The following is a 24222-nucleotide window of genomic DNA, read 5'->3' as shown; positions in this document are numbered from 1 at the left end:
TATTTTTCAAACGCAGGACGAACTATGGCCACCACCAACGAAGTCAATCAGGAAGTCGAACAGCTGAAATCCGACGTCGCCACCTTGCGCGAGGACATGGCCACGCTCATCGACACCATCAAGCAGACGGGAACGGAAGAGGGGCGTGAGGCCTACGACCGTGTCCAGGCGCGGGCCCGTCAGGCCGGCGCGGATGTCCGCCGGCGCACCAACGAGGCCTACGGTGTCGTCGGCCGGGAGGTGGAAGAGCGCCCTTTGACGAGCATGCTCGTGGCCTTCGGCACCGGCTTCGTGGTCGGAATGCTGCTGGACCGTCGCGGCCATTGAAGGGCAGCGGCCGGCCGGATCCTGGATTCAGGAGCTATCCGGCGCCGTGCTGGCTACCGAGGGGGACAGGATCCAGGCCCTCTGGCGCCGGGCTCTGGCGACTGCCGCCCTGAGCTTGGCGCTCGCCCTGCTTGCGGCGGGCGGTGCCGGTTTTCTGGCTTTGGCGGCGTATCTCGCCCTGGCCCAGGTCATGGCCCCGTGGAGCGCGGCCCTCATCGTTGGCGGGAGCCTGTTGGGGGTGGCGCTCCTCGGTGCCCTGGGGGCGTGGCTGATGTTGCGCGGCCGTCATGACGGTGCCGCATCTCAGTTGGCGCCCCCCGCCGCCGGCGCGCCCGCGGACGCGGATGAGCGGCCGGTGGACGTGGCGGCGCGCCTGGGCGAGGGCCTGGGCCAGCGTCTCGGCCGCCGGGGCGTCCGGGTCTCGGACGTAATGGTGGCGGCCCTGGTCGCGGGCACTTTACTGGGGGCCAGCCCCGCCCTGCGCGCCCGACTCTTCCGCAATGGCGGTGTACGCCGCTGACCGGAACGCTCCACCGCGACATTGCTGTGGATACCTGCGGCACTGCGTAGTCCTGCTACGCTTGCAGGACTGGCCCACGCCATCCTGTACGAGCTGCGAAAGCCCCCTGGGCTTGTGTCTCGGCTCGCCCCTGTGGGAGATCGCAACCTAACGTCGCGACAGATCTTCTCCGAGCCCGCGGAGAACGAATCTCGTTTCCGCGCGCGGCACCGGGCAATTGGGGTAACGTCGCGCCGGCAGGACGCTTCGACTCACTGATCGCCATGTCGCACACGTCGTCGTCGTGAGGCATCGAAATCACGGTCTGCGCGCTGGACCAACCGGGTGATCGTCGATGCCGGCACACTGCGTTCAAAGGTGGGCGGTCCTACACCAGCGGATTCACAGCAAGAGTGTCCAGAGCATCTTCCCGGCAAGCAGGAGGAGCAGCACGGCAATGAGTTTTTTTACCTGGCGGGTGCTCAGGCGGAAGTGCATGATCCGTTGCCCCATAAAACCACCGGCGATGGCGGCCACGGTCACAACCGCGAGCAGCGGCCAGTTCATCTCAACAAAGCTCAAGTAGGTGAGAAATCCGCCCAACGTGGAAAAGGGAATGACGAAGCTGACGGCATAGGCGGCCTTTTTGGGGTCGAAGCCGATCAGCAACAGGACCGCGAGGATCGGGGTGCCGCCACCCACGCCGATCAACCCGGACACCAGGCCGACCACACTACCCAGCAGAAGCATCACCCACGAGCGGTCGTACGCCACCTTCGCTTCGCGCCTGGAAAACAGCATGAGGCTCGCACTGACGACCAGAAAGGCCGCCAATACCCATTGCACCAGCGCCTCGGCGACATATTGGCTGAGCCAGGCGCCAATCGGCGTCGCCACCAGTACCGAGACCACCAGTGGCAACGCGAAGCGGAAATCCACCAGGCCCTTTCGGATGTTGACCACCGAGGCGGTCATGGTGGATGCGGTATTGACGAATTACTGTTTTACGCATCTCACTACAGAACACCCCTTAACAAAGATCTGCAATTAACTTACTGTTTCTCAATATGTTACGCCTCTCAAGAGTCTCCTTCCCTAACGCTTCCAAACACCCCGGAACAGGGGTAGTCTGGTAGACAATTGGTAGATAATTTTTCCGACCAAGACCCACTGAGAGAAAATTAGTATGTCCAGGAAGCGCATCAACGACCAGGTGATCACCAACGCGAAGCCACCCCCCGGCAAACCCAAAGTTGACATCTTCGACGACTTGGTAACGGGCCTCTGCTTGCGAGTGGGCACCCGGACCAAGACGTGGTATGCCGTCTACGATCTTGGCAGCAAGACGGTATGGCAGAAGCTCGGGAAGGCCCGCACGTCGAAGGCGGACCCGGCCACCGGTAGCGCCGCACCAGAAGCCCGGAAGGCCGCACGAGCTGCCATCGAGCTTGCCACCAGGGGCGAGGACCCACGGCAGCAGCCCACCGAGGTGCTACCCGACACGGCCCGAGAGAGCTTCAACGCCGTCGCGGACGATTACGTTGCACTCCACGCCAAGGTGAAGCTGAAGCAGAAGACAGCCGATGCCTACGAGCGTGAGCTGAAGCGGGTGAAGAAGAAGATCGGGCACAAGCCCATCACCCAGGTGTCCCGCCGCAACATCCTGGACATCACTGAGGGCTACCTAAAAGACGGACACCCCGCGCAGGCCGTGCAGACACACCGCCTCTTGGCCGCCCTGTTCAACTGGTGCGTCGCCCGGGGCATCCTTGCGACTTCCCCCTTGGCCGGCCTCAAGATCCCCGCCAAGGTGAAACCGCGGGACCGGGTGCTGACCAACGAGGAGCTCCGGGTTTTCTGGCAGGCTACCGGAGCGCTAGGTTATCCCTTTGGGCCGTTCGTGCGCCTCCTCCTACTGACGGCGCAGCGGGAGACCGAGTTGGCCCATATGCGATGGAACGATATCGAAGGCGACGTCTGGACCATCCCGGACACCAAGCGCGGCACACCCCACCGCGTGACCCTCCCGAAGACGGCGCGGGAGATCCTGAAGAGACTACCCCGCTTTGACGACCCATACGTGTTCAGCGGGACCGGTGGGAAGAAGCCCGTCTCAGGATTTTCGAAGTCGAAGCGGCACCTGGATGCCGAGATCGAGCGGCTCCACCAGGAAGACCCCGACAGATGGCCCGTCGTCGCGCCATGGCGATATCACGATTTAAGAAGGACCGCGGCGTCTGGCATGGCCCGACTTGGTGTCCTACCCGCCGTAATCGAAGCTGTGCTGAACCACCGCAGCGGCGTCGTGAGCGGCATTGCCCGCGTCTACAATGTCCATTCCTATCAGACGGAGGGCACCGAGGCCCTTCGTCGATGGGGCGTACACATTGAGAAGATTACCGGTCGGGCCGAGCCCGAGGTGAAGTGGACTTCAGGCGATGAAGATCGAGAAGCAATAGACCGGGGCCAGGGTGAACCGAACCCTGATGTTGACCGGGCAGTGGTGCAATGAAGTGGCCGGAATGCAGTGATCGGAGATCGATTTCGATCACCGGACCTGGGAACTCTCGCGGAACCGAACGAAGAACAAACAGCCACACATCTTACCGCTGCCGTCGGCCATGCTGTCGATGCTTCGTCGACAGCTGAAATACTCACAGTGGCGTCGCCGATCGGCGGCTGCATGACCTGCATCGCATCGTCGTCACCGGCATGAACGACGACCTCGGGATCTGGCCCCACGTCGTCGAAGCCATCGTCAACCATGTCACCGGCGCCGCCAAACGGGGGGGCGCCGGTGTCTACAACCGGGCCGAGTACCGCAAGGAGCGGCGACGCGCGCTCGAGCGTTGGGGCCGCCACCTGCTCAAGCAGGTCGCCGAGGCTCGCCGAGCCCCCTGATTACCCGCCCTGCGGAAAACCGCGCACCCGGTTGACGGGGTTTTCTGCCGACACCCTACAGCCACGGACCTAGCATCGTACCCGTCCATATCAAGTTCTGACGGGAGACATACCATGCACCGACTACTCACCGACCGACAGCTGCGCGAGAAACTCGGCGGATGCTCCAGTATGACCCTCTGGCGCCTGCGCCGGGACGGGAAACTGCCCAAGCCGAGAAAGCTCGGCCAAAAGAATGTCACACCGGAAGACGAGGCGGACGTCGCGATCGCGGCACTCATTCGAACTTGATGCCATTTTTCGATCAAAACTCTTTTTAAACGCTTTTTCAATGGCTTAACCCCGTTTCGCCGACCCCCGACCTACCATTCGATCACCCTGCGTCTTCCAAATCCGGCTCAATGTCCGTTACTTGCGCAATGTAAAACGCTATGTTAATGTCAACTCCTGCGTCAATTCAAAGGCCGTATCATGTCGAATGTTGCCAAGTTTCCACGCGCTGTCCGCCCCGCTCCGTCTCCACTCGGCCTGTACTTTCGTGCCGGTCGCAATGATCACCGAGTGCTTTCTGAGCTGATTGCGGCGGGAGACGGCTCGTGTACCGGGATCGTCGTCGATGCCACCCATGCTGATCGTCACAAGGAGCTACGGACGCAAGCGGTGGAGCATCGAATTCACGTCATTCTCGACCCCAAGACAATGGAGATGGCAACGCCGGGCGGTTTTACCGACGCGCAGAATAAGTTGCCGTGGGGAACGGGTGGGCAGCATCGTGCCGATGACTTTCGCGGACACGCCGGACAACACTTGATCGGCGCGTTGGGTGATTTCGCGGTGGAAGGCGGTTACACCCAAGTGCTGGCGCCAACCCACCTCATCGAGTCGACCGAAGATGGCTGGCTCGACATTGACACCCAATCCGCACAGTTGCTGAAAGCACACCTCGACCGCAAAACCAATGGTCAGGTCTCGATCATCTACCCCTTGATCCTGCCATACAGTGTTCTTCGTGACCGTTCGCAGCGCCACGCAATTATCGATGCACTGCGACCGGTGAACGTCGATGCCATCTGGTTGCGTGTGGGCGGAATCAGTGCCAGCGCCGGCACGCCAGCCGCAGTCAAGACCTACATCGCCGCCGCCGCGGATTTTCATGCGTTGGGCTTGCCAGTGGTTGCGGACCAGATCGGTGGTTTATTCGGCCTCTCTCTGCTCGCCTTCGGCGCGGTTGGCGGACTGTCCCATGGGATCACTATGGGTGAACGGTTCGATCACGGACGTTATCGCCGCACGAGCAACGGCGCCCCGTTCACCCCCTCGCGGAAAGTCTATGTCCCGGCCTTGGATCTGATGTTGAAGCCAACGCTCGCCGAGGAGCTCGTGCGTTCTTCGCCACGCAACAAGGCTATGTTTGGTTGTCGGGACAAGCATTGCTGTGCCCGCGGTATCGACGACATGCTCGGTAACCCGGCAAGGCATTTCATGGTGCAACGGATCAAAGAAGTATCAGGGCTCAGCCAGATACCCGAGTCATTGCGCCCACAACGTTTTCTCGACAAACACCTGCGTCCCGCAACCGACGCTGCCGTCGCCGCGACCGCTGTGTCTTGGTCGGACGACAGTATGCGCGCCAAGGCGGCAAAGCATCGCAAGCGTCTGGATGCGATGCGCATCACGCTGGGCAACCAGGCTGCGAAGCACCCGCCAGTGAGTTTCGCCAAGCACCCGAAAACACTGGCGATGACGGGCTAACTTTTTTGATCACTTCAAGACAACCAACACCATGACCGCGAACAATGCGATTTCACGAAAACTAGACGCCATCAGGACGAAAGGCGCGATGCAGTCTGTCGATGTCGCCAATCTGCTGGGCCTGCGGCCCGAAACGGTTTCTCGCTGGAATCAAGGCAAGGCATTCCCCCGGCCGGGCGCGGAGCGGACCTTATTGGAGTTGGAGTACATCGTCGACGAACTCTCAGATTTCTATGAACCCGCGGATGCCCGACTGTGGTTGTATTCGCCGCAGAAGTTGCTCGGCGGCGCCCGGCCGGCTGACCTCATCCAGGCGGGTGATACGCAGCAAGTTATAGAGACCATCGACCAACTGCGCGATGGCGTGTATCTCTAGCCACGGCATGTCGAGACGTGATTCACGACGACAAACTGCTGGATAAGCTGAGTCAGTTCGAACAGATTACCTTCGAAGGAGAGGCTTACCGAGCCACTCGCTTGAACCACGACCCGCTCGCGCCGTCACGCAATGCCGGACGCTGGGCGTTTCGCGATGAAACGCCGGTTCTCTACACGAGTCTTGAGCGCGATGGCGCCATCGCCGAGTTAGTCCATCATTGGAGTTTGCTGACCCCTGCTCCCACGAAACCAGCCGTAATTCATCAATTGCGGGTAGGCACAGACGCCGCTTTACGGTTGATGCGCACAGACCTCGCCGAAGTGGGTGTCGCGATCGAGGACTTCGCTTCGATGGACTACAGCCGTTGCCAGGCCATCGGTACTGCGGTCGCCTTTCTCGAATGCGACGGTCTAATTGTGCCTTCGGCCCGATGGCCATGCGAGAACCTAATCGTCTTCACCGACAATCAGCTGCTACCGGGAAGACGCGCCTTACTGGAACTTGTCGGATCCGACGAATTTGATTGGCAGTCTTGGGCCAGAGAAAATGTCCTAGGCACCTCATGAAAGCTGTGCGAAGGAAACTTGCGCCAGCGACATCAAACGTCCGAAAAACGAAGCCGCCAATGCGTCGTCATTCGTGTATCAGTGCTGCCCACTGCGCCGCAATCGTGTCACGCGTCTTCGCCGGATCGAACACAACGGCAAAACACCACAGTCCAAATCCACCCTGCTCATTGACCGCCTGCACCCAGGTTTCCATTGCTGCACGCTTGGCACGATTCTGCTCGCTGTCCTGGCTCTTCACCTCGAGCACGAGAGTCTTGCCGTTGTTGAGACGGATCAAATAATCGGGGACAAAGTTACGTGACGAACCGCGGTAGAGATATCGGACCTGAAACCCGAGGTGATCGTTCTTTGCCCAAGCCGCAATCCGATCCTCCTTTTCACAGATGGGAACCTCTATTAATCCCTACTTTTGCATCTCGCGGCTAAAGGACGGACATTCGCCACCTTGGACGAATATCATGTCGCGATTACGGAAAGGGCAATACCGGGATATTCCCGTTCGTGCCATGCCGAACCGAGATTGTGATGTCCTCTATGGGCTTGCTCAATGCACGCCGCGTCTCCAGGTAGGCCAGTCGCCGAATGTTATAGACGATATTCATCATGCCAATCTTCACCCGCTCGGGCCAATCCAATAGTGCGTACCAGCATCCCGCCCATCGCAGTTTGGGTAGCAAAGATATGCTCAACCCGTACACGAACCTTGGCTCGCCAATGGTTGGCCTTGATATTGTCGATGCCCACGTGGTTCTTGTAGCCGTAGTAGGTCTTCCCGTGCTTCTTCGTCCAGCGGGCCTCGACAACCTTCTGCCGCAGCTTGGCGGGCTGGCCCTGCCACGCTTCCGGCGTCTTGCCTTCCTTGACCAGGGCATTCTCTTCCCGGCGATTGCGCTGACGCGGCGCCGCCACCATGCTCGCGTCCACGATTTGGCCCCGTCGCGCGATGTATCCCGATCCCTCTATCTGCTTGGACAGCTGTGCGAAGAGCGTTTCCACCAGTTCCAGCTCTTTGAGCCGTTCCCGGAACAGCCAGATGGTGCGGGCATCCGGAACCCGACCTTCCGGCGTCAGGCCGAGGAACCGGCAGAAGGAATAGCGATCCCGGATCTGATATTCGGTCTGTTCGTCGGCCAGGTTGTACAGGTGCTGCAGCACCAGGACCTTGAACATCAGCACGACATCGTAGGGCTTGCGCCCGGCATTGCTCTTGCGCTTCTTCTGGTGAATCTTTTCCAGCATCGGGCGGAAACTTTCCCAGTCGACTACCCGCTCGATTGTCGGCAATGGGTCCCCGAGTTTCTCCAGTTCCTGATAACGGTTATCCAGATCGAAAAAGCCGGGCTGCATGGGCAGATCCTAACGTTCCAAGATGCCGCCTATGATCTCACATTTGGCGCGGTATTTTTAGAAGTTTCCTACACCACTACCTGCCGAACTTATCGTAAGCACAACGAGTAAGAAAATCGTCTGAGTCTAGAGCCTTTCTAAAACCAACCATTCTCAAGGCGCGCATCCAGCCAGGTTACCGATAGCCATTGTCGTGCCACTCTTATCCTTAATATAAACTTCCTTTATACCTTGACCTTTCAGCTTTCGGTTGAAAATCGTTTCAGATCTTGCCGCCATACAGATTGCACGCTTTGTCTGCCGAGGTGTTGAATCCCTTTCGGTATTGGTGATCACTTCAGCATTGGTTCCAGTAACCTTGATTTCTTCAATGGCGCTATACCAAGAGGTGACAAAAGGCGTAGTGCCGAACGAGGCTTTTAGTTCTGATTTTATTATTTTTGCATTTTCGCCATACACATCTGCTCTGGTTCCAATCGGCGCTAAAAAAATGCTAATAGCCAATATCTCACACATTCGATACGTCATTAGCCAACGACCTCCTAAGAAATACGTAATACGTTTTAATGCTGCGTTTTCACTCTTACCAGTTAAGTGACGAAGAAAGCAGAGTATACCGGAATATACTTGATCAGAATGGCCGCCTCAGTATTTCGAAGACGGACTTGAAGCTCACCTGCTGGCATCCTGCTGCCCCCGCCTGCGCATAGGCGTTGGCGAGCTTGGGCCCATAACGATTCGGGTCGCAGTCCCAAAGAGGATGCGTGATGATCTCGGCTTGGCTTCCCCGCCGGCCCGCCTGCAATCCACCGAATGTCACCTGCTGCCATCCGGGAGGAAGTGCGGCGAAGTACGGCCCGGCCGCGGCCACATCGACTCCCTGCCAGTAGCCGACCGAAAAGTCGATTGGGGCCGCCGGATCAAGTGCGAGCCGCGCGAGATCAAGACCTAGCCGCCAGTCGAGGATACTGTGATAGGGCAGATTGCTGAAGTCGCGAAGGCAATCCGGGCACGATGTAGTACACCCCGTCGGTCCGGTGCCTGCGTGCTGCGATCCCACCAGAAACTGATAAAACGTCGGACTGGACTGACCAACGATGTATTGTAGGAGTGCTTCTGTCTCAGCCGGGTCGCCCAGCAGCGACGCGTACCCGGCTCCGTTCTCCAAACTGTCTGACAGAAAAATCTGCCCGATGATGTCGCCAACCGCGTCTCGGAGGACTCTGAGCCCGACTTTGATCTCTTGCTCATGTACATCGAGGCGGTCCGCAGCGGCGCGCCGAGCAAGAAAGCCAAATGAGTACAGCGCGGCCCGAACCCCCAGCCCTTCGTTACCTGCGGGCGATTTACGAATGCCGGTAGGCCAGTTAGCGATCCCTAGGACCATCACGTCGGTAGATTTGATCGAGCCCAACGCACGTGAATCGGCACCGGCCCCAGAATCAATTGGCGGGTTGTCCACACCGTTGTTGGCGAGCGAGTCTCTGGTAACCCATGTTTCTCCCTGCGCCAGTTTCTCGAAGTCAAAGAGACAACCATCGTTGTCGTTGATGACATAGACGGTCTCCCGGTCTGCCCAGACCTCAAAGTTTGCTCGATGAGTCCCATGGAGGAGAGAAGCGCCCATCTTTGGCCGCGACGCGCGCGGCGTCCACTCGAATGTTCCATCGAAATCACGGCTGCGCCCGTACCAGGTTCGAAATCCTGCGGGCTGGGAGATGTTGGTGATCCTATAGCCGGGTTCTTGCTGGGCAGTGGCACCGCACACCGGGCAACTCGGCGCTGGTGGTTGGTTTCCGTCCACCGCCTGGCAGGCAGAGCACACGCCGACCGCAATGGGTGGTCCGAGGGGGCCGGCAGCTTCCACTGGGCTGTTACCCTGCGGGCGGTAGTCAACGACGCCTACGGCCGTGTGAATAAGCCCGTCCTTTACCGTCTCGGCCCCAGGGGCAAATTGACTGATCGCGATATCAAGCTCGCGATCAACAACGTCGTCGGGGGGCCACGGATAAGCCCGTGTGGGCCTATCGTGGAAGAGGTATCGGGTGCGTGTTGGAAACCCGAACATCGGCAGGATACCGGCGTTCGCCAAACGCTCACTCAGGGTGTCCTGCGGATACCTCGGGTCGGTAGACGCGGCGGTCACTTCTGCAACCATCTGTTGGATGCAGTAGTTGATCAGATCTTGTCGCTTCGCCTGCAGTGAGGGATCGCTGTACGAGAGCAAGACATCGGTGACGCGGGCCACCTCGGTTGGATTCTGCTGCAGCCAGCCATCCACCAGTTGGGCGGTTGTAATATTCGGGGGAGCTCCTGCGGGCGGCTGAGTTGCGGGTTGATTCCAATTTGCGGCGCGGCCAAATTCACCGTGGACGCTCTCGCCTCCCCCAGCGGTAAAGAGATTCAGCGCGGCAAATGCCTTGCGAAGGAGCTCTTTTGCCAGCACGCGCTTGATGATGCTGTCGCGCCGCATGTCCACGTACGGCTGTGGCGGTGCGTCCGACGTGATTCGTTGCGGCCGCTGGAAGTAGTAGTCGTCGTGACTTCTGCCGCGGCACAGCGTCAAGGCAACCGACATACCCGAACCGCGACGGCCGGCCCGGCCAACTCGCTGCTGGTAGTTGAACCGCATCGGAGGCATGTTGGCCATCATCACCGCAACAAGAGTTCCGATGTCGACGCCGGCCTCCATTGTGGTGGTCACGCTCAAGAGATCGACCGGATCGGCGAGCGGGTTCTCTTGCGGTGCTGGCAAACAGACGTCTTGGAACAGACGTTGCCGTTTTCGAGCATCCGACTTGTTCGTTTGCCCGGTAAGCTCCTCGCAGTTGAGCCGAAAGATGCTTCCGGCTTGCGTTGCGAGGTACGAGTAGTAGTCCGGCGATAGCTGAGCGGTCGCCGTAGGTTGGCCCGTCCCCAGCGGCGCGGAGCAATCCGAGCAGATGCCGCCCGAAGGGTTCATGTGGGTGCGCCGGCACTGCGTGCACTCAAAGCAGGTCTGAGATGGCCCCTCCAGGCATAGCGCTGTTGCGTTCAGGTAGTGGTGGGCCGTGTTTAAGACGCCAGCAGCCGCAAGGAAGTCGAGAACGTCGTTCCTGTACGTGTCCGGATTAAGTCCAGCTTGTTGGGCGATCGCAGCCAAGTATGCTGACACGTAGCCGGGTGGTGTGTTCAACGACGAGCAAGAATGGGTGGAGAGGCGCTTCCTCGTTCCGAACAGGAAAATCGCCCCATCGGCGCCCTCCTGAACGAGCGTGCTCGGGGCTTGGAACATGAGCCGATCGACAGTCGGAATGGCCAACAGCAGCGACTCTAGGCTGCGCCGCCCGGACGCGAAGACGATGTCCATCAGCTCTACGAGAGAGCGGTCCTGGAGCCTCTGCAAGTGCGCCTGTTGGGGTTGCGTGAGCTGCCCTTGCGGCTTCGCTGACGGTCGAGCGTCATTTGGCCATGCATGCAGATCTCGCCAGCTTCCCTCGCGATCCTGCGGGTTCGTCCACAGTACCTCTTGCGTGTAGCCGGCCGGGTTCATGCCCTGGGCGAGCATGCACTCTGCGACCTCGGTTGCGACCTGTGTGAATCGAAACGGGCCCGAGGTCGCGCGCTGAATGATCTGCTGCGCTGCCTGCTGATTCGACATTCCGTGATAGGCAGCACACGGGAGAGAAGCAGTGTACTGATTCAACCCCATCGCGAGGGTCGTCGCATCCGTAGAATGAGCTTTCGAGAACGCCACTGCCGCGGCCTGATCTTGTGGAGAAAGTTGCTGGCCCTGGCATTGCGAAGCGAATGCCTGTGGCCCCGTCCCCTGTTGGCGGAGCGAGGTAACCAAGACTTGGCGGAGCGCATCCCTGTAGTGGGAGAAGCGCATGCCCGCAGACAGCTTCGCCGCATCCTGCCGGCTGTCGGAGAACACCACGAGCTTTCGATTGCTCGACAAGGGAGGTTCGGCGAGGTCGCGAAGCAAGGTGTCAGAGAGAACCTGCGCGATCTTCTGAAAACCGGTTCGCTGTGTTCGGATTGGCGACTTGATGACGTCTCGGCGGCGCCAATCGGCGTCACACCTCGGGCAAATCGACGGGAAAGCCTCGCGACCTGCAGGAGCGTCCGGTGGGTTTGCTCCATGCACCGACGGCACAAAGTACAGATAGCCATGCACTTGGCCCGGCTGCAGCCCGAGGCCAACCCGCCCATCTGCGGGATCAAAGCTTGCCTGGCGCCAGCGCCGGCCGATTCCATCTTGGGTCCACTGCGCGGATGAAGGTGTCTGCCCCGGAGCCGCAGGCCAGAAGACGGCATACTGTTCGTAGTCACGGTCAAACGACGACAGATCCGGTGCGGCCTCAAGGTTGGGCCGATCAGGGCTCAGGTACCATTCGTTCGGATTATCGGTCTCGCGCCGGTAGCCCCCGAAGTAGACCTCCCCGCAAGGTTCGCAGTACAGGAGTTCCAGGACGCGCGATCCGCACTGGCAAGTAAGCGTCGGCACGTAGTGCAGCGATCCCGTGGGACATTGGGCTGCTCGAGCAGGCACCTGACTGCATGCCGGCGAAGTACATACCCATAGCCCCTGCAGGTTTCGGAGCATTAAGTGGACGCGCATGGGCAGAGGCGCAAGGCCTGAAGGGTTTCTAGCGTGGGAGAGAGCCGTGAGTAAGCCATCGACAGCGTTGAATGCCTGCTGCGGTGGAGCGCCAGGAAACAGAACTGGGGCGAGATCCTGCGGTGACATGGGCACGATCTGTTGGTTGATCGTGGAGCCCAAGCGCAAAGCATCGGCAGCCTGAATGTGCTCGAGCGCGGCATTGAGATTCTCTTCCACGGATGCGCCAGGTGGAGGAGTGGATGCTCCAATGGCTCCCAGAAGAGCGGTGCTAGCCTGCGGTAGTCCTCCAGAACCGGATCCGGCAATCGCCTGCCCGAAGGTTTCAAGAGCAGCAGCGTGGAGCGAGAGGCTCTCTGGCGCCGCAGCATTGGGTGGAACGATGTAAGACGAGCCCCCGATGACGCGGAATCGGTTGCGGTCGCGGCCGAAGAACTGCTCCAAGTACTGCAGGCCAGTTGTTCCACTCTCGAGAGAAGCGCTCGACGAGATAATCCTGAGTTGATCCGAGTTTGGCGCGAGGCCCAAGCGATCGAGTAGAGCGCGAAGAAGATACGCAACCTCAGTCCCCGGCGTTCCCCGGTATGTGTGGAGCTCGTCCACAACGAGGTGGAAAACGCGATCGGACGATTCTTCGAGCCACGCGCGCGTCTGATCAAAGATCGTCGACTCGATCGCTCGCATGAGCATGATGTTCAGCATCGAGTAGTTTGTGATGAGGATATCGGGCGGACTGTCCTGCATGTCCCACCGTGACCACATCTCCGCGCCGTCCATGCTCTGGAAGAAGCGCTCGGCGGGACTGCCCGCCACAGCTTGGGCGTCTTGGTGGATGCTCCGAAGCTCGTCACGAAGGCGGCCGGTATTGGACGATGTTCGCTCGCCCGAAACTGGCGTTCGGCCCGTGTAGCGGCCAAAGTAGAGTCGATTACCGCCCCGGTTCGCCTGCAGCCATGCTCGGGCTCCGGTGCCGTCGAGCGCTTCACGTAGCCGGGCGAGCTGATCCTCGACCAGCGCGTTTAGCGGATACAGGATGAGTGCGCGGATGGCGGCAGGCCGAGTCTCGTGCTCTCGCTGTGACACGCGCGGCGCCCAGCGACGCCGAGTTCCTTGCATCGTAAAGTGGTTCCACCAATCCCACTGTGCCGGTGGCTGGCCTGGAGCGGTCCAGGACGCAGACTCGCGAACGATTGACGCGACGACAGGGAGCAAGAAGCACTCGGTCTTCCCGGAACCCGTCCCGGTCGTAACGACCGTGTCGTTGCCGTTGACAACGACCTCTTCGAAAACGTCGCGCTGATGCTGGTGCAGCGCGAGATTGGACGAAAAAAGGCCCTGCGAGATGAAGTCCGCCGCGCCGGTGACCTCGTTCTCCTGCCAGCGCCCGCCAAGCAAGGACTGCGCGGCTTGCCCGAAGGACTGGTTTGACGACCGGTAGGCCGGCACGGGCTCGAGCAAGGGGTGGCGGTAGATCCTGCCGTCCTGGTCGAGGAGCTGACTGCGCTCCGCCGTCAGGTCGCCGTATCGGATCTCAAAGGGGCTATCGAGGTACCTCAGGTACATATCCCGCAGGTTCTCAAAGAATCGGATTGGGTTGCTCATCGCATCTCCTGGTGGAGTAGCTGCGCGGAGAGACGCGCGATGTCTGGAGGAACGGCGGCGTATACAAGGCGCCCCGACGATGGATCGAAACGAGGCAGGAAACCAGAGCAGAGCACAAGGGCTCGTTCGATAAGAAGGGGAGGCCTGCAGGCGGCTGGCATGGAGACGCACTGCACCTCGCCGTCATAGGCCAAGACTCCGCGCCGGCGCCGCATGACGGCGTACTTTCCCACCTGGACGGGTACGCTGTAGGTCCGTCCTCTCCAGCGCAGGTAGTAGAAGCGCTGGTGCTTCATCACGAACCGAAACAAGCCGGTGCTGGCCGCCATCGCTTCTGTTCCGGTCGTCTCGTTCCAGCCGAGGCTCGAGGGCGAGAATCGGTGCACTCTCCACCCCGGCGTTTCGGGGATGGATGCTGGGAACCACGACGTTCGATCTTGAACCGTCGGTAGCGCCGAAAGTATGGCCGCCGGTGCGTCTGGCTGGACGAGGAGCCCGAGTTGCCGGGCGGCCGAGAGCATCACGTGGCTGGAATCGCTGCGCACAAGAATCCGATCCGGGACGCCCGGCCCGGTCTCAGTGATCACATCAATGCCCTGCGTGCTTCCGAGTGCCCGAAGGAGCTTTGGCGTGCGGGCCCCAGAAAGGACTCCTTCGCTGTGGCAACTCGGGCGCACTGAAATCGCTGGCGGTACGACTCGCCAGCCTTGATCTGCCTCGCTGGCGAAGAACTCGACGTGAGCGAGACGCTGTAGAGCAAAGCGCGCGCGCTGGTAGACAGGCAGATCTGAAGTCACTACCGCTTGGCGCTCGCCTTCGTCGTCGTCCTCCTGTGATCCGTCCTCCGCATCCACGTGGAGGACTTCGACGGCAGTCCGGAACTGCGCCCAGGAGCCTTCTCCTTTCGCAGAAAGCCAGAGCAAGAGGTGATTGAGGCTCATCGCAACCTCCTTCTGAGATTGCGTGCAGCCGTCTTGTAACTCTGCCAAAGCTGATCCGTGCTCGCGTCCCGCGGCTGGACCGCGAGCCCCTTCCTACTTGCATCAAGGATCAGACGGAACCAGCGCTCGATGTCGCCTCCTCGCCGCATGCTGCGGCGGTGTCCGCTTAGCTCCCGCACGCCCGTGGCGTTCCCTATCAAGAGGACCCGACTGACCTGCTTGTCGCAATGGAGAGGTTGCGCCGGAAGCGCCCAGACCGGGGCGAATGGCGGAAGACAAAGGCAGCGAGCGCCTCTTACATCGCGCCGACGATCTGCGATGAACACCTCGCCAGGTCTGGCTCCAATAAGAACCGGATTGCTCGGTGGAGCCTGAATTGGCTGGACGTCTCCCGCCTCGCTGTCGGGATTCCTCGCGCGATTCACAGGACGCACGAGCGGACCGCAGAACGAAAACTCCCCCGCTGGATTGCCACCAGGAGCGAACGAATAGGCGGGCCAGAACCTCCAGTCGGTGTCGCTCGCAACGATCGAGTACGACGCTGATGTGTTGCTGCACCACACCTGGTGCTCGCCCAGCTTGGCCCACCCGGCCGAGGTATAGCCCTGGTTCTCAGATCGGACGGCTTCCTGGCCGTCGATCAAAACTACTTCCGTATGTTCGGGGTCGCCGTAGACGCGGATCGACGGCGGGTAACCGTGCAACCACGAGTTGTATGCAAGACGAATCCCGCCTTCGAGCGCGATCTCGACATCTGGCAGCGGCCGCAAAATGTTGAGGATGTCCTCATCGCCCCGTAGTGAAACAGCCTTGGCCGGGGCGACGCCACGAATTACTGTCCAACCTCTGGGCACGCCATCGTCTTCTGCGAGTCGTGTCCAGCTGGCGCATCCTGCTTCGCGTAATGCCTCCTCGACCTCCGGCAATCGGCGCGTAGCACAGAGCACGACATGGTCGCGCCCCAGCCCGAGTCGAGCGCACGACACGAAGCCTCGATGGGTGGCGCCAGAGGCAAGGACAAATATTTCACGGCCTGACAACACCCATTCCTGGGCGGTGCCCGGATCCGCTAGCACCAGGCCCTCGCGAAGAACGTCGCCGAGGTTGTCCAGGGCAATGTCTTGATACCAGTCGTCCTCAAGGGCGAGCAGCGCTACATTCCCGGCGCCGCCTTCAACGAGCAGCTCCTCAGGCAAGTCAGGCGGTCGCTTCGGAAGCAGGGTCACCGAGCAGTATCCGCCGCGTTGAAAAAGCACGCGTACCTCGATCGTGGCCGCACGACTCCGAAGCGTAGTGTCTCGACCGGCATTCGGTTCCGAACGGCGCAAAGGCGATGGCCGGGCGGGCGGCCGTCCTCCTCCAGGCGCGCGGTACCGGGGGGAACGTTTCCGCCTACCCGGGGTGCGAACGGGCGGCACACTCGGGGAGTTCTCTTCATGTGCCCCTACGCTCATAGAGCTCTCCTGGGCGTCACCGGCTCCTGCGAAGTTCACAGCACCAGCAGATTCTTCCTCCGTTTCTCCTGTCTCGCCGCCATCGTGTCGGTTCTCGCTCGAAGCGTTGTTAGAAGCCTGCCGCGCTCCGGAAACCTTTTGGTCGCTCCGGTCGGGGGAATCCGGGGGGGCGGCACGGGGCGAGAGGGAAAATTCATCGCTGTCCGCGCCCACCTCCTGCCCCACTGCACCGGTCCCGTCGCCGAGGTCTGGGGCAGCTGCAGCTCCCGGATGCCCCGCATCAACTCGGCCAGCGGCCTCACCATGTGGTACGGCAGGTGAAGAGCGGCTCAAATCCGCAGCCTGTCCTTCCTTTTGTCGTTCACTTGCGACGCCATCTCGCGACTGAAGATGGGAGTCGGATTCTTTGTTCGGGCCGAGGTCCTCGAACTCGGCACCGGCGCCGGCCGATGAAGCATCCGATTCTTGAGGGCCTTCGCTTGGCTCCTTCCGGTTCCGCATTTCAGCTGCGTGCTCCGCACGGCACGCCCTGCAATAGCTCTGACGGTGAACGGCCACGGACTCGCTTCCGGCGGCCGTCCACTTCATCGTCCGGTAACCGAATACCTCCTCGACCTCGTGAGACAAGCAGGTGACGCCGCATCTTGGACACGGCCTCACGTCATTGCCCGCAGCGCTCAGCCGTTCCTCCGTGTGAGGCCGCGGCTTCTGGCTCTCTCCGTGCGTCTCGATTGCACCGCCGGCAAATCTCTGCGTGCCCGTCGATGCCACCTTGCCGGAGGGCGGATGGCCTTCGGCCTCAGAATTGCCGGAAACTGCGGCAGCCTGTGGCCTCCCCCCTGCTCCCGTTGGATCCTCCTGAGGCACCAACTCAGGGGGATGCTCTTGGCGCTCAGAGGTTTCCTCGCCGTTGCCTCTTGGGTCCAGGACGCGAGAGCCTGTTTGGGGATTTGCATGGATCCCTTCACGGCCAGTCTTGTCGCCGCGGGGAGCGCCATCGAGTGGTTGTTCTGCATCCGAAGGCTGCGGGGCATCGGATCCCGCACCGGTGTCATCCTGCCGGCCAACTTCACCAGCATCGAGAGATGACGCATCGCTTTCCTCGCCTTGCTGGAGTAGAGGGGCGCCCTTGTGGCTCTGATCGGCGCCGGATTCCTCCGCCTTCTCCGCTTCTTCGTCGTTGCTTGACTGCTCTGAAGGTGTGTTCTGCTTCGGTCCCGTCTCGCCGCTGGCGGAGGAATCGGCACCACCGTCCCCAGCGGCATCTCGTTGCTCTCCCCCTCGGTCCGATTCCGGCGGTCGCTCGCGCTTGGAATCCAACAACGCACGAAGAACGGAGAGGATCGCACGCAGAAGATCCCGCATGCGTTTCACCCCATTGCAGCAGCGTATTGGCCCTCGAACCGTGGTGGTTCGGACCTATTCCGTCCAGTCACCTCAGCTCGCACCTGCTCCTGCTTCCCCTCCTCGCCATTGGCCCAATCTCGCAGCAGACCGGTCTGCTCGTGACTTCCCGAGCGTACCCCGCGCTTCTTGCAGACTGCCGCCGCAGGGCAACTATCGCACTGGGGAGCGATCGGGAGGCACGAGCGCTGGCCGTGGACGACCAGGTTGACGTGGAAGGGCCTCCGGCGGCCTTCCGGGACGGCGTGCTGCAGCCTGTCGTGCAATGACCTGTGTCGATAGACTGCAGTCTGCGGGATGACGCCAGCGCGCTGCAAGATTCTGAAGGTGTTCCCATCCACGGGAAACACCGGGCGGTCCAGGCTATACATCAGGACGCAGCGAGCCCCCTTCCAGGATAGACCGGTAAGCCGAGTGAGAATGCGTTCCGCGCTCTCATTGCTCATGCCGGCCAACTGGGTGAGCGAAAGCTCCCCAAACTGGTGCCGCACTGCTTGTAGCAGAGCTTTGATCGTACGTGCTTTCTGTTGGTGGAGGCCACCGGCCCGCAGGGCGCGGGCAACATCAGCCCTGCTTGCGCGCTCCACATTCTCCCAGCTCGGGAACGCAGCGCGAAGTTCCCGCCACGTCTCTTGAAAGCGTGCCAGATCCGTTTGGAAGCTGAGGATAATATAGACCGCTTCGTCGAGTGGATCGGCGTGATTTCCAAGCAGCGCTTCGGGGGCCCCGTAGGCGTCTTCCAGAAGCTCATCGAGCCACAGCAGCGTCGCCTGGCCACCAGGAGAAAATCGGAACCCGCGGCTCATCCTGCCTTCCTCCGCCGAGTGGATTCGGCGATCTCCATTAGGACGCCGTGTATGAGGAAGGGCGGAACGGAGTTGCCGATCATCTCATACGCGAACCTGCGGCAGGCGAGTTCTTCTGGAAATGAAATCCGGTCGGGAATGCCTTGAAGCCGCGCATACTCTCGGACCGAGAGTGAACGGTGTTCGCTGAAGTGGTAGACGCAGTCATACTTGGTCGACAACGCCGTCGACGGCGCGTCAGGGTGAAGGCGGCGATAGGCAGAATCATACCGCCGAGAGAGGCCATTTAGCTTGTGCCTCGGGATGTCTCGAGCACAGCCCCCCGGGGGGATCATCTTCAAGCGCTGTATCGTCTCCTTGCGAACGGCGGGCGTGCGCGTGTTGGTGAGAGGGTCAGACGACCCGGCACGCATCGCTCGCTGGTATGCGTTGCGGGGGGGGGTCGCATACGAGCGCACTAACTCTGGCTCGCCCGCCCCCAGTACCGGGAGATCGGACAGCGCTTGGCGCCCGGAGGTCATAGAAAGGTCGTCTGGGTCCGCCAGGCATTCGGCATAGCTCTCAAGCTCCGCAGGAATCTCTCCACCGTGCCGCAGGCTTGCGTACAGCGCTGTTAGATCGGCTGAGTTATCCGGTAGATGCTCTTCACCGGATCCGTGCCGCACCGCGAGGATCAGAAGTCTCCGGCGGGCCTGAGGTGTTCCGTAGAGAGCAGCATCGTAGACGCCGTACTCGACCCGATAGCGGAGCCCCCGCGGACCTGGGCGATCCAGGTTCTCGAGGAGGAGGCGTAGCGTTTCACCACCATCGTGCCGTGCCAAGTCGGGTACATTCTCGATCAGTACGAGCCGGGGCCGAAAGAGCGCCACGTACTGCGGCATCGCCAGTAGCACGCGGTTGTGGGGGTTGGGCCGATCGTGATGGCCGTTGCGGATTTGGCTGAACCCCTTGCAGGGAGGACCAGCGGCAAGAAGGTCGACGTCACCGAGCTTGCGGCGGTCGCGCCTGACCGTGGCCAGGCCTTCTTCGGTTACGAGGTTGCATACGCTCGCGACCGGTTCCGGAGCGTTGTGGTTGTAGATCGCGGTAGCGGCAGACCACGAGTCGTACGCCTTCACGACCTTGTATTTCGCCGCTGCGAGTCCGATACCAATCCCACCCATGCCGCAGCACAGCTCTACCGCCGCGTACTTCGCTCTGGTTAAAGCCATAGGCCAATAAAATCCGCGGCTCGCGGAGGCCTTGGCCGAATCGGCTTTCATGAGACCCCCTTCCTGTCCTTTCTCTTGCTCTTTTCCTGGCGCCGCGATGCGTTTTGCTGTACACCTGCATCTGACCGGAGAGCGCATTCCAGCAAGCTTATGCAATATCCCAGGATGGTGACATCCAGACTCTTCGAAGCGGATGCAAAGCAGGCGATTTAGCTCGCCTTCGCCGCGGATGCGAATCTATCGCTCTCTTAAGTCTCGCTCAACTCTGGGTTTCGCATGGGACTCAAGTACGGATGAGACTCAAGTAGACCCCTGAACCCCTGGTATTGTCAACGAGGAACATAGAGAAATGTGTCTCAATGAACCGTGCCTGAGCGCGGTCCAAGCCCGCCGCTGCGCCTCGACACCGCCAACCCTCATATCGTCGAGGGGTTGATTTGGGCCGCCCTGTGCGCCGCCACCCTGAAACGCTACTGTGCCCACCGCACTTAGCAGTTCTTCGAGGGGGCCGTCTCCACCCTGCGGGTGGCCAAGTGCATCCATCATGTCCTCAGAAACATCCTGGCGGCTTTGCTGTATGAGCCCGGCCGCCTGAAGCATCACATTGAACACGCGTTGCGTTACTTGGCGGGCAATGCCCAACGAGCCCATCCGGACCGCGACCGCAAGACAGGGCGCCTCAAGCTGGCACTGGAACATGTATATCTTGGGGCTTAAGAACTAACCTATGTAGCGATTATAGTTAACGTCTACTTTAATTGTGGTGGCTGAATCCGGAATTGTAGGTGAGACCTTCTATGGGAAAGCCATTCTTTTCATAGCGTCCGAAACTCCACCATTCCGAGTGTTGCATGAACGTATCCCATACAATAAGACCAAAGAAGCAAGCGGCTGCGTCCTGATCCTCGATACAAGCAACGTCGTAGATGGGCTGAAACACAGTTTCGGTCCAGTCAGCACCCGGAATCCAACTCGATGTCTTGATCTCCGCTCCCTCTATCCGGCGATTCAGCTCTTCGATACTCGCCGCATATTGCTCGACCGTAAGTCGACTTCGCCACCGTTCATAATCTCGGTGGTGGGGAATTGAAGTAATCTCCGAGTTTGAGTCGATGGAAAAGAGCATGGGTCTAATGACCTCTTGCAAGTGTTATGGCGCTGTTGCGATATGCGGCGAAAATTGTAACGAAACATTGCATTTAGACATGACTAGGGTCCCTCCTGATGCTGGGATCTTAGCCTATAATATTCGGAGAAGCAGTTTCGCTTATAGAATAAGCGAGCCCATCTGGGAACGCTAATCCTTCAGCATTTCATGAATTGCTGAAATATTTCGCTTCTGGGAGAAGCGAGCCAAACGTCGCGTTAGCTCGCAGTTCCGTTTGCATTGGCTTTCTTGATGTCTTTAATAGTTTGCAGGACGAGAGATTCTTGTAGTTGGCTCAGATCTTCTGAATGGCTGGTACATATTAGCAATTCCAATGCCTGAGCCGTATCAAGCACGCCGATTCGATTAATCTGCCCCGACATAACTTTTTGACGTAGGTCGGCCACGTTGAACTCGTAGAACGCATCGAGCTGTATCCACGTGTTCTTATTAAGAAAACAGCTCCCCTTGACAAAATTAAAGTTGGGGAATCGATCCAAAATTTGGCAGCCGTAGCGAATTCCATATCGATCACCCCGCGACGTGCTCTTCGCGGCCACATATTGGCCTGAACCGCCATTATTCAGCACGACGAATATTTTTTGGCCTCTTTCTCCGTCGTGGAATTTGAAATTTGTGTCAAATAGGAAAGTACAAGGAGTCAACTATAGTTCTCCTTGAACTCCTTATCGTCGATGATGTTCTTGAGCGCCTGGTCGTACTCGGATTTCTTTAGAGCAAGCTCATAAGGAATCAGGTGCTGTTTCTGACCTTCGACTTCGTAGATTTGATGCCACGGGAGGTTTTCTAAATGGGTCGCCTCAACCATATCGTCCGCGTAGGAATTAGCGTACTCCTTACTAAGACCAACTAGCAGCTTCATCTCTCTTTTAGAGAAATGCTCGCCCGAGAACCCTTGCAGGGGCGCGATATCGTTAATGACGTTGCCATTATATGCGGTCCTCTTCGTAACCTCGACGACGCCTTCAAGTATCGGACCAGGCGATTCGACTTCGTCGAATATTTCCACCGGTACGGGGCCTTTCGGCCACGCGAAATACTCTAGTCCCGTGACACTTCGTCCGGTTTGAGAGAAATGCTCGAAATCTAGAAAATAGAGCAATTTGAAGAGCTTCGTTTTGCCACAGTACTTTGTGTTCTGGACAAAGTAGATGATGGCATTCCGGAGCTTTTCCTTAGAGCGGTGTACAAGCATGGTCGTATCTAAGCATGTAGATGATGCGAGGCCCTAATCCTGCAACCCAAAGCCGCCCTTGAGCGGTCCGGCGCGCGGAGCGCGCGAATTCGACGGGCTGGTTAGGTTGAACTTGCACTGCTTTAATAACGTTCTAAAGACTTTTTGACTGCTTCTACACTGTAAGGTGCAACGTAAACGTACTCAACTACCGCGCGAAAAAGCTCATCCATCGCCCAGGTCATAGGTACCGTGACTTTCAGACGTGCAGTGTGAGCCCCGGCGTTCCCCAGATCGCGGATGATATTGGTCATGTCGGAAAGCACGGCCGGTAGTTCTCCGCGAGACGTCAGTTCCACCAACCGAGCATGTAGGGTCCCAGGCTTTATCCCGCGGTCGTCACAAACCATCTCCAGGCCTCTCCTCAACAGGACTGCATAGGACGACGGAGATGCGCGGCGGACTCGTCCTGCCTCCTCGTAACACCCCTGAATCTCAGCGGGAATAGCTCGATGGAGCGTGCGCCCAGCAGGATAGACAACGTGAAGCCTGGATATGTCGTCTTCATGATAAAGGACTAGTTCGTTGCACGTCCGACAGATCCGGGCTTCGTAACGGCTCGATAGCGAGAAGTCAGACTGACTGCCATCTTCTTCGTACAGTTCTCGATTCTCGAACTCGTGCTCAAGCGCGAGTCTCTGAGGGGCAGTATTGCCGCAGTGAGGGCAGCGTCGGATAACTTCGTCCTGCACCTCTACTTCCTTCAACTTAGCGCCCTATTAGACGGCTGGCAGGAATACTGTGATAGGCAGCGATGACTGTAACGTAACGTTACATTTCGACATTGCTAGGGTCCCCCCTGATGCTCGGATATTAGCTCATGACGCTCGGTGAAGCATGATGCGCTCCTAGAAGAAGCGATCGCGTTTAGGAACGTAGTTTCTAGGAACTCTTCCCCGGGCCAATCACCTCTCCAACTGGTTCCATCTGTGCTGGCACGTTGCCCAGGTTACGGGAGACGGGGTAGGCCTGCAGCCACTCATTCGGGCACGGCCTGACGAGCTCACGGGCCTCATCTACCTCGCCAAACATCCAGGTGTCCCCCAGCTTCAAGTCGAGGATGACCGGCATGCGGTAAGGGTTCTTGCCTGTGTTGTGGAACGGCCTCATGAAGTCGTTGGCCTCCGTCGTGACGATGCCCACCGTGGCCCCTTCATCAGTCCCGTCCTTCGACGACCAGGAGTTCCAGAGCCCAGCGAAGAGGAACATGCTGCCGTCCGCCGGCCTGATGCAGTGACGTTGCTTCTCGCCGTTGACCTCAGGCCACTCGTAGAATCCGGCTGCCGGCAGCAGGCAGCGCCTCGATTTGAAGGGTGAGGCGTACATCCGGCTCTCCTCGAGACGCTCTCCCCTCAGGTTCCACGTCGGCATGCGCCAGGCCTTCTTGTCGGACTTGGGGGGGAGGAGCGTCCAGTACATCTGCTCCAGGGCCCGCTCACCGTCCGCAGCGGCCCGCACCACCGGTACCAGACTGGTGATTCGGACGTCGTAGGCCTGTTGCCACCAAGGGGGTACGTGAGAGACGTAGCCCTCTATCGCTCGCTGGTCCGGCGTGATGTAGCGAGTGCACATGACGGGATCCTACCACTATCCGCCAGCTTCCAAGCGCTCCGGAGGGCGGTGGAGTCCCATACGTAGGCTTGTATAGGTGCATCCTGCGACTTTGAGCTTGCCCTATCCTGCCCTCCTTCGGCGGTGGAAATCAGCCACCAGATCGGACAACAATCCTTGCGTGAGCGGGCCCAAGGGGGGTGTCTCGTCGGGAACGATCGCCTATCCTTTAAGGGATGAACAGGTACAAGATTGCTGCAGTGGGAAAACTGGCGGTCGGCATCGGTAGCGCTGCTGTCGGGTTAGTGTCAGCCCTGTTCGGCATTTTCCGGGAAATTCTTACCTCGGCCGAGTTGGAAACCGACCATAAAAGCCGGCTGCACGACTCGGACCTGATGGGTGAATACAATCACAGGACTGGACGCCTGGATGCGGGTGTGGACCCGTACGGTTGGTATGATGAAGATTAGGTTT

General features: G+C 59.6%; 21 protein-coding genes and 3 pseudogenes. 11 read left to right on the top strand and 13 right to left on the bottom strand.

Annotated elements, in window-relative coordinates:
• Window positions 1-24 precede the first annotated feature (24 nt).
• A complete protein-coding gene (locus tag U5S82_16780; protein ID MDZ7753255.1) occupies window positions 25-327 on the top strand; it encodes a DUF883 domain-containing protein in 303 nt (100 codons plus the stop codon).
• Between the two features lie 46 nt (window positions 328-373).
• Window positions 374-847 carry a hypothetical protein gene (locus tag U5S82_16775; GenBank protein ID MDZ7753254.1) on the top strand — a complete coding sequence of 158 codons (474 nt, stop codon included), beginning with the start codon at window positions 374-376 and terminating at the stop codon, window positions 845-847.
• Window positions 848-1228: 381 nt separating this feature from the next.
• On the opposite strand, the pseudogene U5S82_16770 reads toward U5S82_16775, so the two are convergent.
• Window positions 1229-1807, bottom strand: a pseudogene (locus U5S82_16770) (sulfite exporter TauE/SafE family protein).
• 205 nt (window positions 1808-2012) lie between these two features.
• Between U5S82_16770 and U5S82_16765 the strand changes: the two are divergent.
• The 6 genes from U5S82_16765 (at window position 2013) to U5S82_16740 (ending at window position 6424) form a co-directional block, all read left to right on the top strand.
• Entirely contained in the window at window positions 2013-3338 is a 1326-nt protein-coding gene (locus tag U5S82_16765; protein MDZ7753253.1) for a tyrosine-type recombinase/integrase, read from the top strand.
• 200 nt (window positions 3339-3538) lie between these two features.
• Window positions 3539-3727 (top strand): hypothetical protein, encoded by a 189-nt coding sequence (locus U5S82_16760; GenBank protein MDZ7753252.1) that lies wholly within the window; start codon window positions 3539-3541, stop codon window positions 3725-3727.
• Window positions 3728-3841: 114 nt separating this feature from the next.
• A complete protein-coding gene (locus U5S82_16755; GenBank protein MDZ7753251.1) occupies window positions 3842-4018 on the top strand; it encodes a hypothetical protein in 177 nt (58 codons plus the stop codon).
• A gap of 270 nt (window positions 4019-4288) precedes the next feature.
• Window positions 4289-5479 carry a hypothetical protein gene (locus U5S82_16750; GenBank protein MDZ7753250.1) on the top strand — a complete coding sequence of 397 codons (1191 nt, stop codon included), beginning with the start codon at window positions 4289-4291 and terminating at the stop codon, window positions 5477-5479.
• Between the two features lie 31 nt (window positions 5480-5510).
• Window positions 5511-5855 carry an MbcA/ParS/Xre antitoxin family protein gene (locus tag U5S82_16745; GenBank protein MDZ7753249.1) on the top strand — a complete coding sequence of 115 codons (345 nt, stop codon included), beginning with the start codon at window positions 5511-5513 and terminating at the stop codon, window positions 5853-5855.
• A 17-nt stretch (window positions 5856-5872) separates the two neighbouring features.
• A complete protein-coding gene (locus tag U5S82_16740; protein MDZ7753248.1) occupies window positions 5873-6424 on the top strand; it encodes an RES family NAD+ phosphorylase in 552 nt (183 codons plus the stop codon).
• Window positions 6425-6456: 32 nt separating this feature from the next.
• Here U5S82_16740 and U5S82_16735 read toward each other — a convergent pair.
• From U5S82_16735 to U5S82_16710, 6 genes and pseudogenes are all read right to left on the bottom strand, one after another.
• Window positions 6457-6812, bottom strand: a pseudogene (locus tag U5S82_16735) (type III restriction endonuclease subunit R).
• Window positions 6813-6999: 187 nt separating this feature from the next.
• Window positions 7000-7774: pseudogene (locus U5S82_16730) on the bottom strand (IS5 family transposase).
• 153 nt (window positions 7775-7927) lie between these two features.
• Window positions 7928-8302 carry a hypothetical protein gene (locus U5S82_16725; protein ID MDZ7753247.1) on the bottom strand — a complete coding sequence of 125 codons (375 nt, stop codon included), beginning with the start codon at window positions 8300-8302 and terminating at the stop codon, window positions 7928-7930.
• Between the two features lie 103 nt (window positions 8303-8405).
• Window positions 8406-13979, bottom strand: coding sequence for a DEAD/DEAH box helicase (locus U5S82_16720; GenBank protein MDZ7753246.1), 5574 nt, complete (start codon window positions 13977-13979; stop codon window positions 8406-8408).
• Complete coding sequence (locus U5S82_16715; protein MDZ7753245.1) at window positions 13976-14920, bottom strand: hypothetical protein; 945 nt, start codon at window positions 14918-14920, stop codon at window positions 13976-13978. The genes U5S82_16720 and U5S82_16715 overlap by 4 nt, the downstream gene beginning before the upstream one ends.
• Complete coding sequence (locus tag U5S82_16710) at window positions 14917-16146, bottom strand: hypothetical protein (GenBank protein ID MDZ7753244.1); 1230 nt, start codon at window positions 16144-16146, stop codon at window positions 14917-14919. Before U5S82_16710 ends, U5S82_16715 begins: the two co-directional genes overlap by 4 nt.
• 1182 nt (window positions 16147-17328) lie before the next feature.
• Between U5S82_16710 and U5S82_16705 the strand changes: the two genes are divergently transcribed.
• Entirely contained in the window at window positions 17329-17463 is a 135-nt protein-coding gene (locus U5S82_16705) for a hypothetical protein (GenBank protein ID MDZ7753243.1), read from the top strand.
• 281 nt (window positions 17464-17744) lie between these two features.
• Here the strand turns inward: U5S82_16705 and U5S82_16700 are convergent, their stop codons facing one another.
• Together U5S82_16700 and dcm are read right to left on the bottom strand one after the other, a co-directional pair.
• Window positions 17745-18584 carry a hypothetical protein gene (locus U5S82_16700; protein ID MDZ7753242.1) on the bottom strand — a complete coding sequence of 280 codons (840 nt, stop codon included), beginning with the start codon at window positions 18582-18584 and terminating at the stop codon, window positions 17745-17747.
• Window positions 18581-19846: a DNA (cytosine-5-)-methyltransferase gene (gene dcm, locus U5S82_16695; protein MDZ7753241.1), complete on the bottom strand. Its 1266-nt coding sequence runs from the start codon at window positions 19844-19846 to the stop codon at window positions 18581-18583. Before dcm ends, U5S82_16700 begins: the two co-directional genes overlap by 4 nt.
• 315 nt (window positions 19847-20161) lie before the next feature.
• Here dcm and U5S82_16690 point away from each other — a divergent pair, with 315 nt between their 5' ends.
• Window positions 20162-20287 (top strand): hypothetical protein, encoded by a 126-nt coding sequence (locus tag U5S82_16690; GenBank protein MDZ7753240.1) that lies wholly within the window; start codon window positions 20162-20164, stop codon window positions 20285-20287.
• Window positions 20288-20549: 262 nt separating this feature from the next.
• Here U5S82_16690 and U5S82_16685 read toward each other — a convergent pair whose 3' ends face one another.
• The 4 genes from U5S82_16685 to U5S82_16670 form a co-directional block, all read right to left on the bottom strand.
• Window positions 20550-20921: a hypothetical protein gene (locus U5S82_16685; protein ID MDZ7753239.1), complete on the bottom strand. Its 372-nt coding sequence runs from the start codon at window positions 20919-20921 to the stop codon at window positions 20550-20552.
• A gap of 239 nt (window positions 20922-21160) precedes the next feature.
• Window positions 21161-21607, bottom strand: coding sequence for a hypothetical protein (locus U5S82_16680; protein ID MDZ7753238.1), 447 nt, complete (start codon window positions 21605-21607; stop codon window positions 21161-21163).
• A complete protein-coding gene (locus tag U5S82_16675; protein MDZ7753237.1) occupies window positions 21604-22158 on the bottom strand; it encodes a Panacea domain-containing protein in 555 nt (184 codons plus the stop codon). Before U5S82_16675 ends, U5S82_16680 begins: the two co-directional genes overlap by 4 nt.
• A 921-nt stretch (window positions 22159-23079) precedes the next feature.
• Window positions 23080-23769, bottom strand: a complete 690-nt coding sequence (locus U5S82_16670) for an SOS response-associated peptidase (protein MDZ7753236.1) — start codon at window positions 23767-23769, stop codon at window positions 23080-23082.
• A gap of 239 nt (window positions 23770-24008) precedes the next feature.
• On the opposite strand from U5S82_16670, the gene U5S82_16665 reads away from it, so the two are divergent.
• A complete protein-coding gene (locus U5S82_16665) occupies window positions 24009-24218 on the top strand; it encodes a hypothetical protein (protein ID MDZ7753235.1) in 210 nt (69 codons plus the stop codon).
• The last annotated feature ends 4 nt before the right edge of the window (window positions 24219-24222 follow it).

Source organism: Gammaproteobacteria bacterium (assembly GCA_034522055.1).
In the GTDB taxonomy this organism is placed as follows: domain Bacteria; phylum Pseudomonadota; class Gammaproteobacteria; order JAABTG01; family JAABTG01; genus JAABTG01.
This window is presented reverse-complemented; position numbering and strand designations above follow the sequence as displayed.

What these genes read in the sequence shown, in the direction of transcription:
- U5S82_16780 (MDZ7753255.1), top strand. Translation starts at nt 25, where the DNA reads ATGGCCACCACCAACGAAGTCAATCAGGAAGTCGAACAGCTGAAATCC.
- U5S82_16765 (MDZ7753253.1), top strand. Translation starts at nt 2,013, where the DNA reads ATGTCCAGGAAGCGCATCAACGACCAGGTGATCACCAACGCGAAGCCA.
- U5S82_16760 (MDZ7753252.1), top strand. Translation starts at nt 3,539, where the DNA reads ATGAACGACGACCTCGGGATCTGGCCCCACGTCGTCGAAGCCATCGTC.
- U5S82_16755 (MDZ7753251.1), top strand. Translation starts at nt 3,842, where the DNA reads ATGCACCGACTACTCACCGACCGACAGCTGCGCGAGAAACTCGGCGGA.
- U5S82_16745 (MDZ7753249.1), top strand. Translation starts at nt 5,511, where the DNA reads ATGACCGCGAACAATGCGATTTCACGAAAACTAGACGCCATCAGGACG.
- U5S82_16725 (MDZ7753247.1), bottom strand. Translation starts at nt 8,302, where the DNA reads ATGACGTATCGAATGTGTGAGATATTGGCTATTAGCATTTTTTTAGCG.
- U5S82_16720 (MDZ7753246.1), bottom strand. Translation starts at nt 13,979, where the DNA reads ATGAGCAACCCAATCCGATTCTTTGAGAACCTGCGGGATATGTACCTG.
- U5S82_16715 (MDZ7753245.1), bottom strand. Translation starts at nt 14,920, where the DNA reads ATGAGCCTCAATCACCTCTTGCTCTGGCTTTCTGCGAAAGGAGAAGGC.
- U5S82_16705 (MDZ7753243.1), top strand. Translation starts at nt 17,329, where the DNA reads ATGGATCCCTTCACGGCCAGTCTTGTCGCCGCGGGGAGCGCCATCGAG.
- U5S82_16700 (MDZ7753242.1), bottom strand. Translation starts at nt 18,584, where the DNA reads ATGAGCCGCGGGTTCCGATTTTCTCCTGGTGGCCAGGCGACGCTGCTG.
- dcm (MDZ7753241.1), bottom strand. Translation starts at nt 19,846, where the DNA reads ATGAAAGCCGATTCGGCCAAGGCCTCCGCGAGCCGCGGATTTTATTGG.
- U5S82_16685 (MDZ7753239.1), bottom strand. Translation starts at nt 20,921, where the DNA reads ATGCTCTTTTCCATCGACTCAAACTCGGAGATTACTTCAATTCCCCAC.
- U5S82_16675 (MDZ7753237.1), bottom strand. Translation starts at nt 22,158, where the DNA reads ATGCTTGTACACCGCTCTAAGGAAAAGCTCCGGAATGCCATCATCTAC.
- U5S82_16670 (MDZ7753236.1), bottom strand. Translation starts at nt 23,769, where the DNA reads ATGTGCACTCGCTACATCACGCCGGACCAGCGAGCGATAGAGGGCTAC.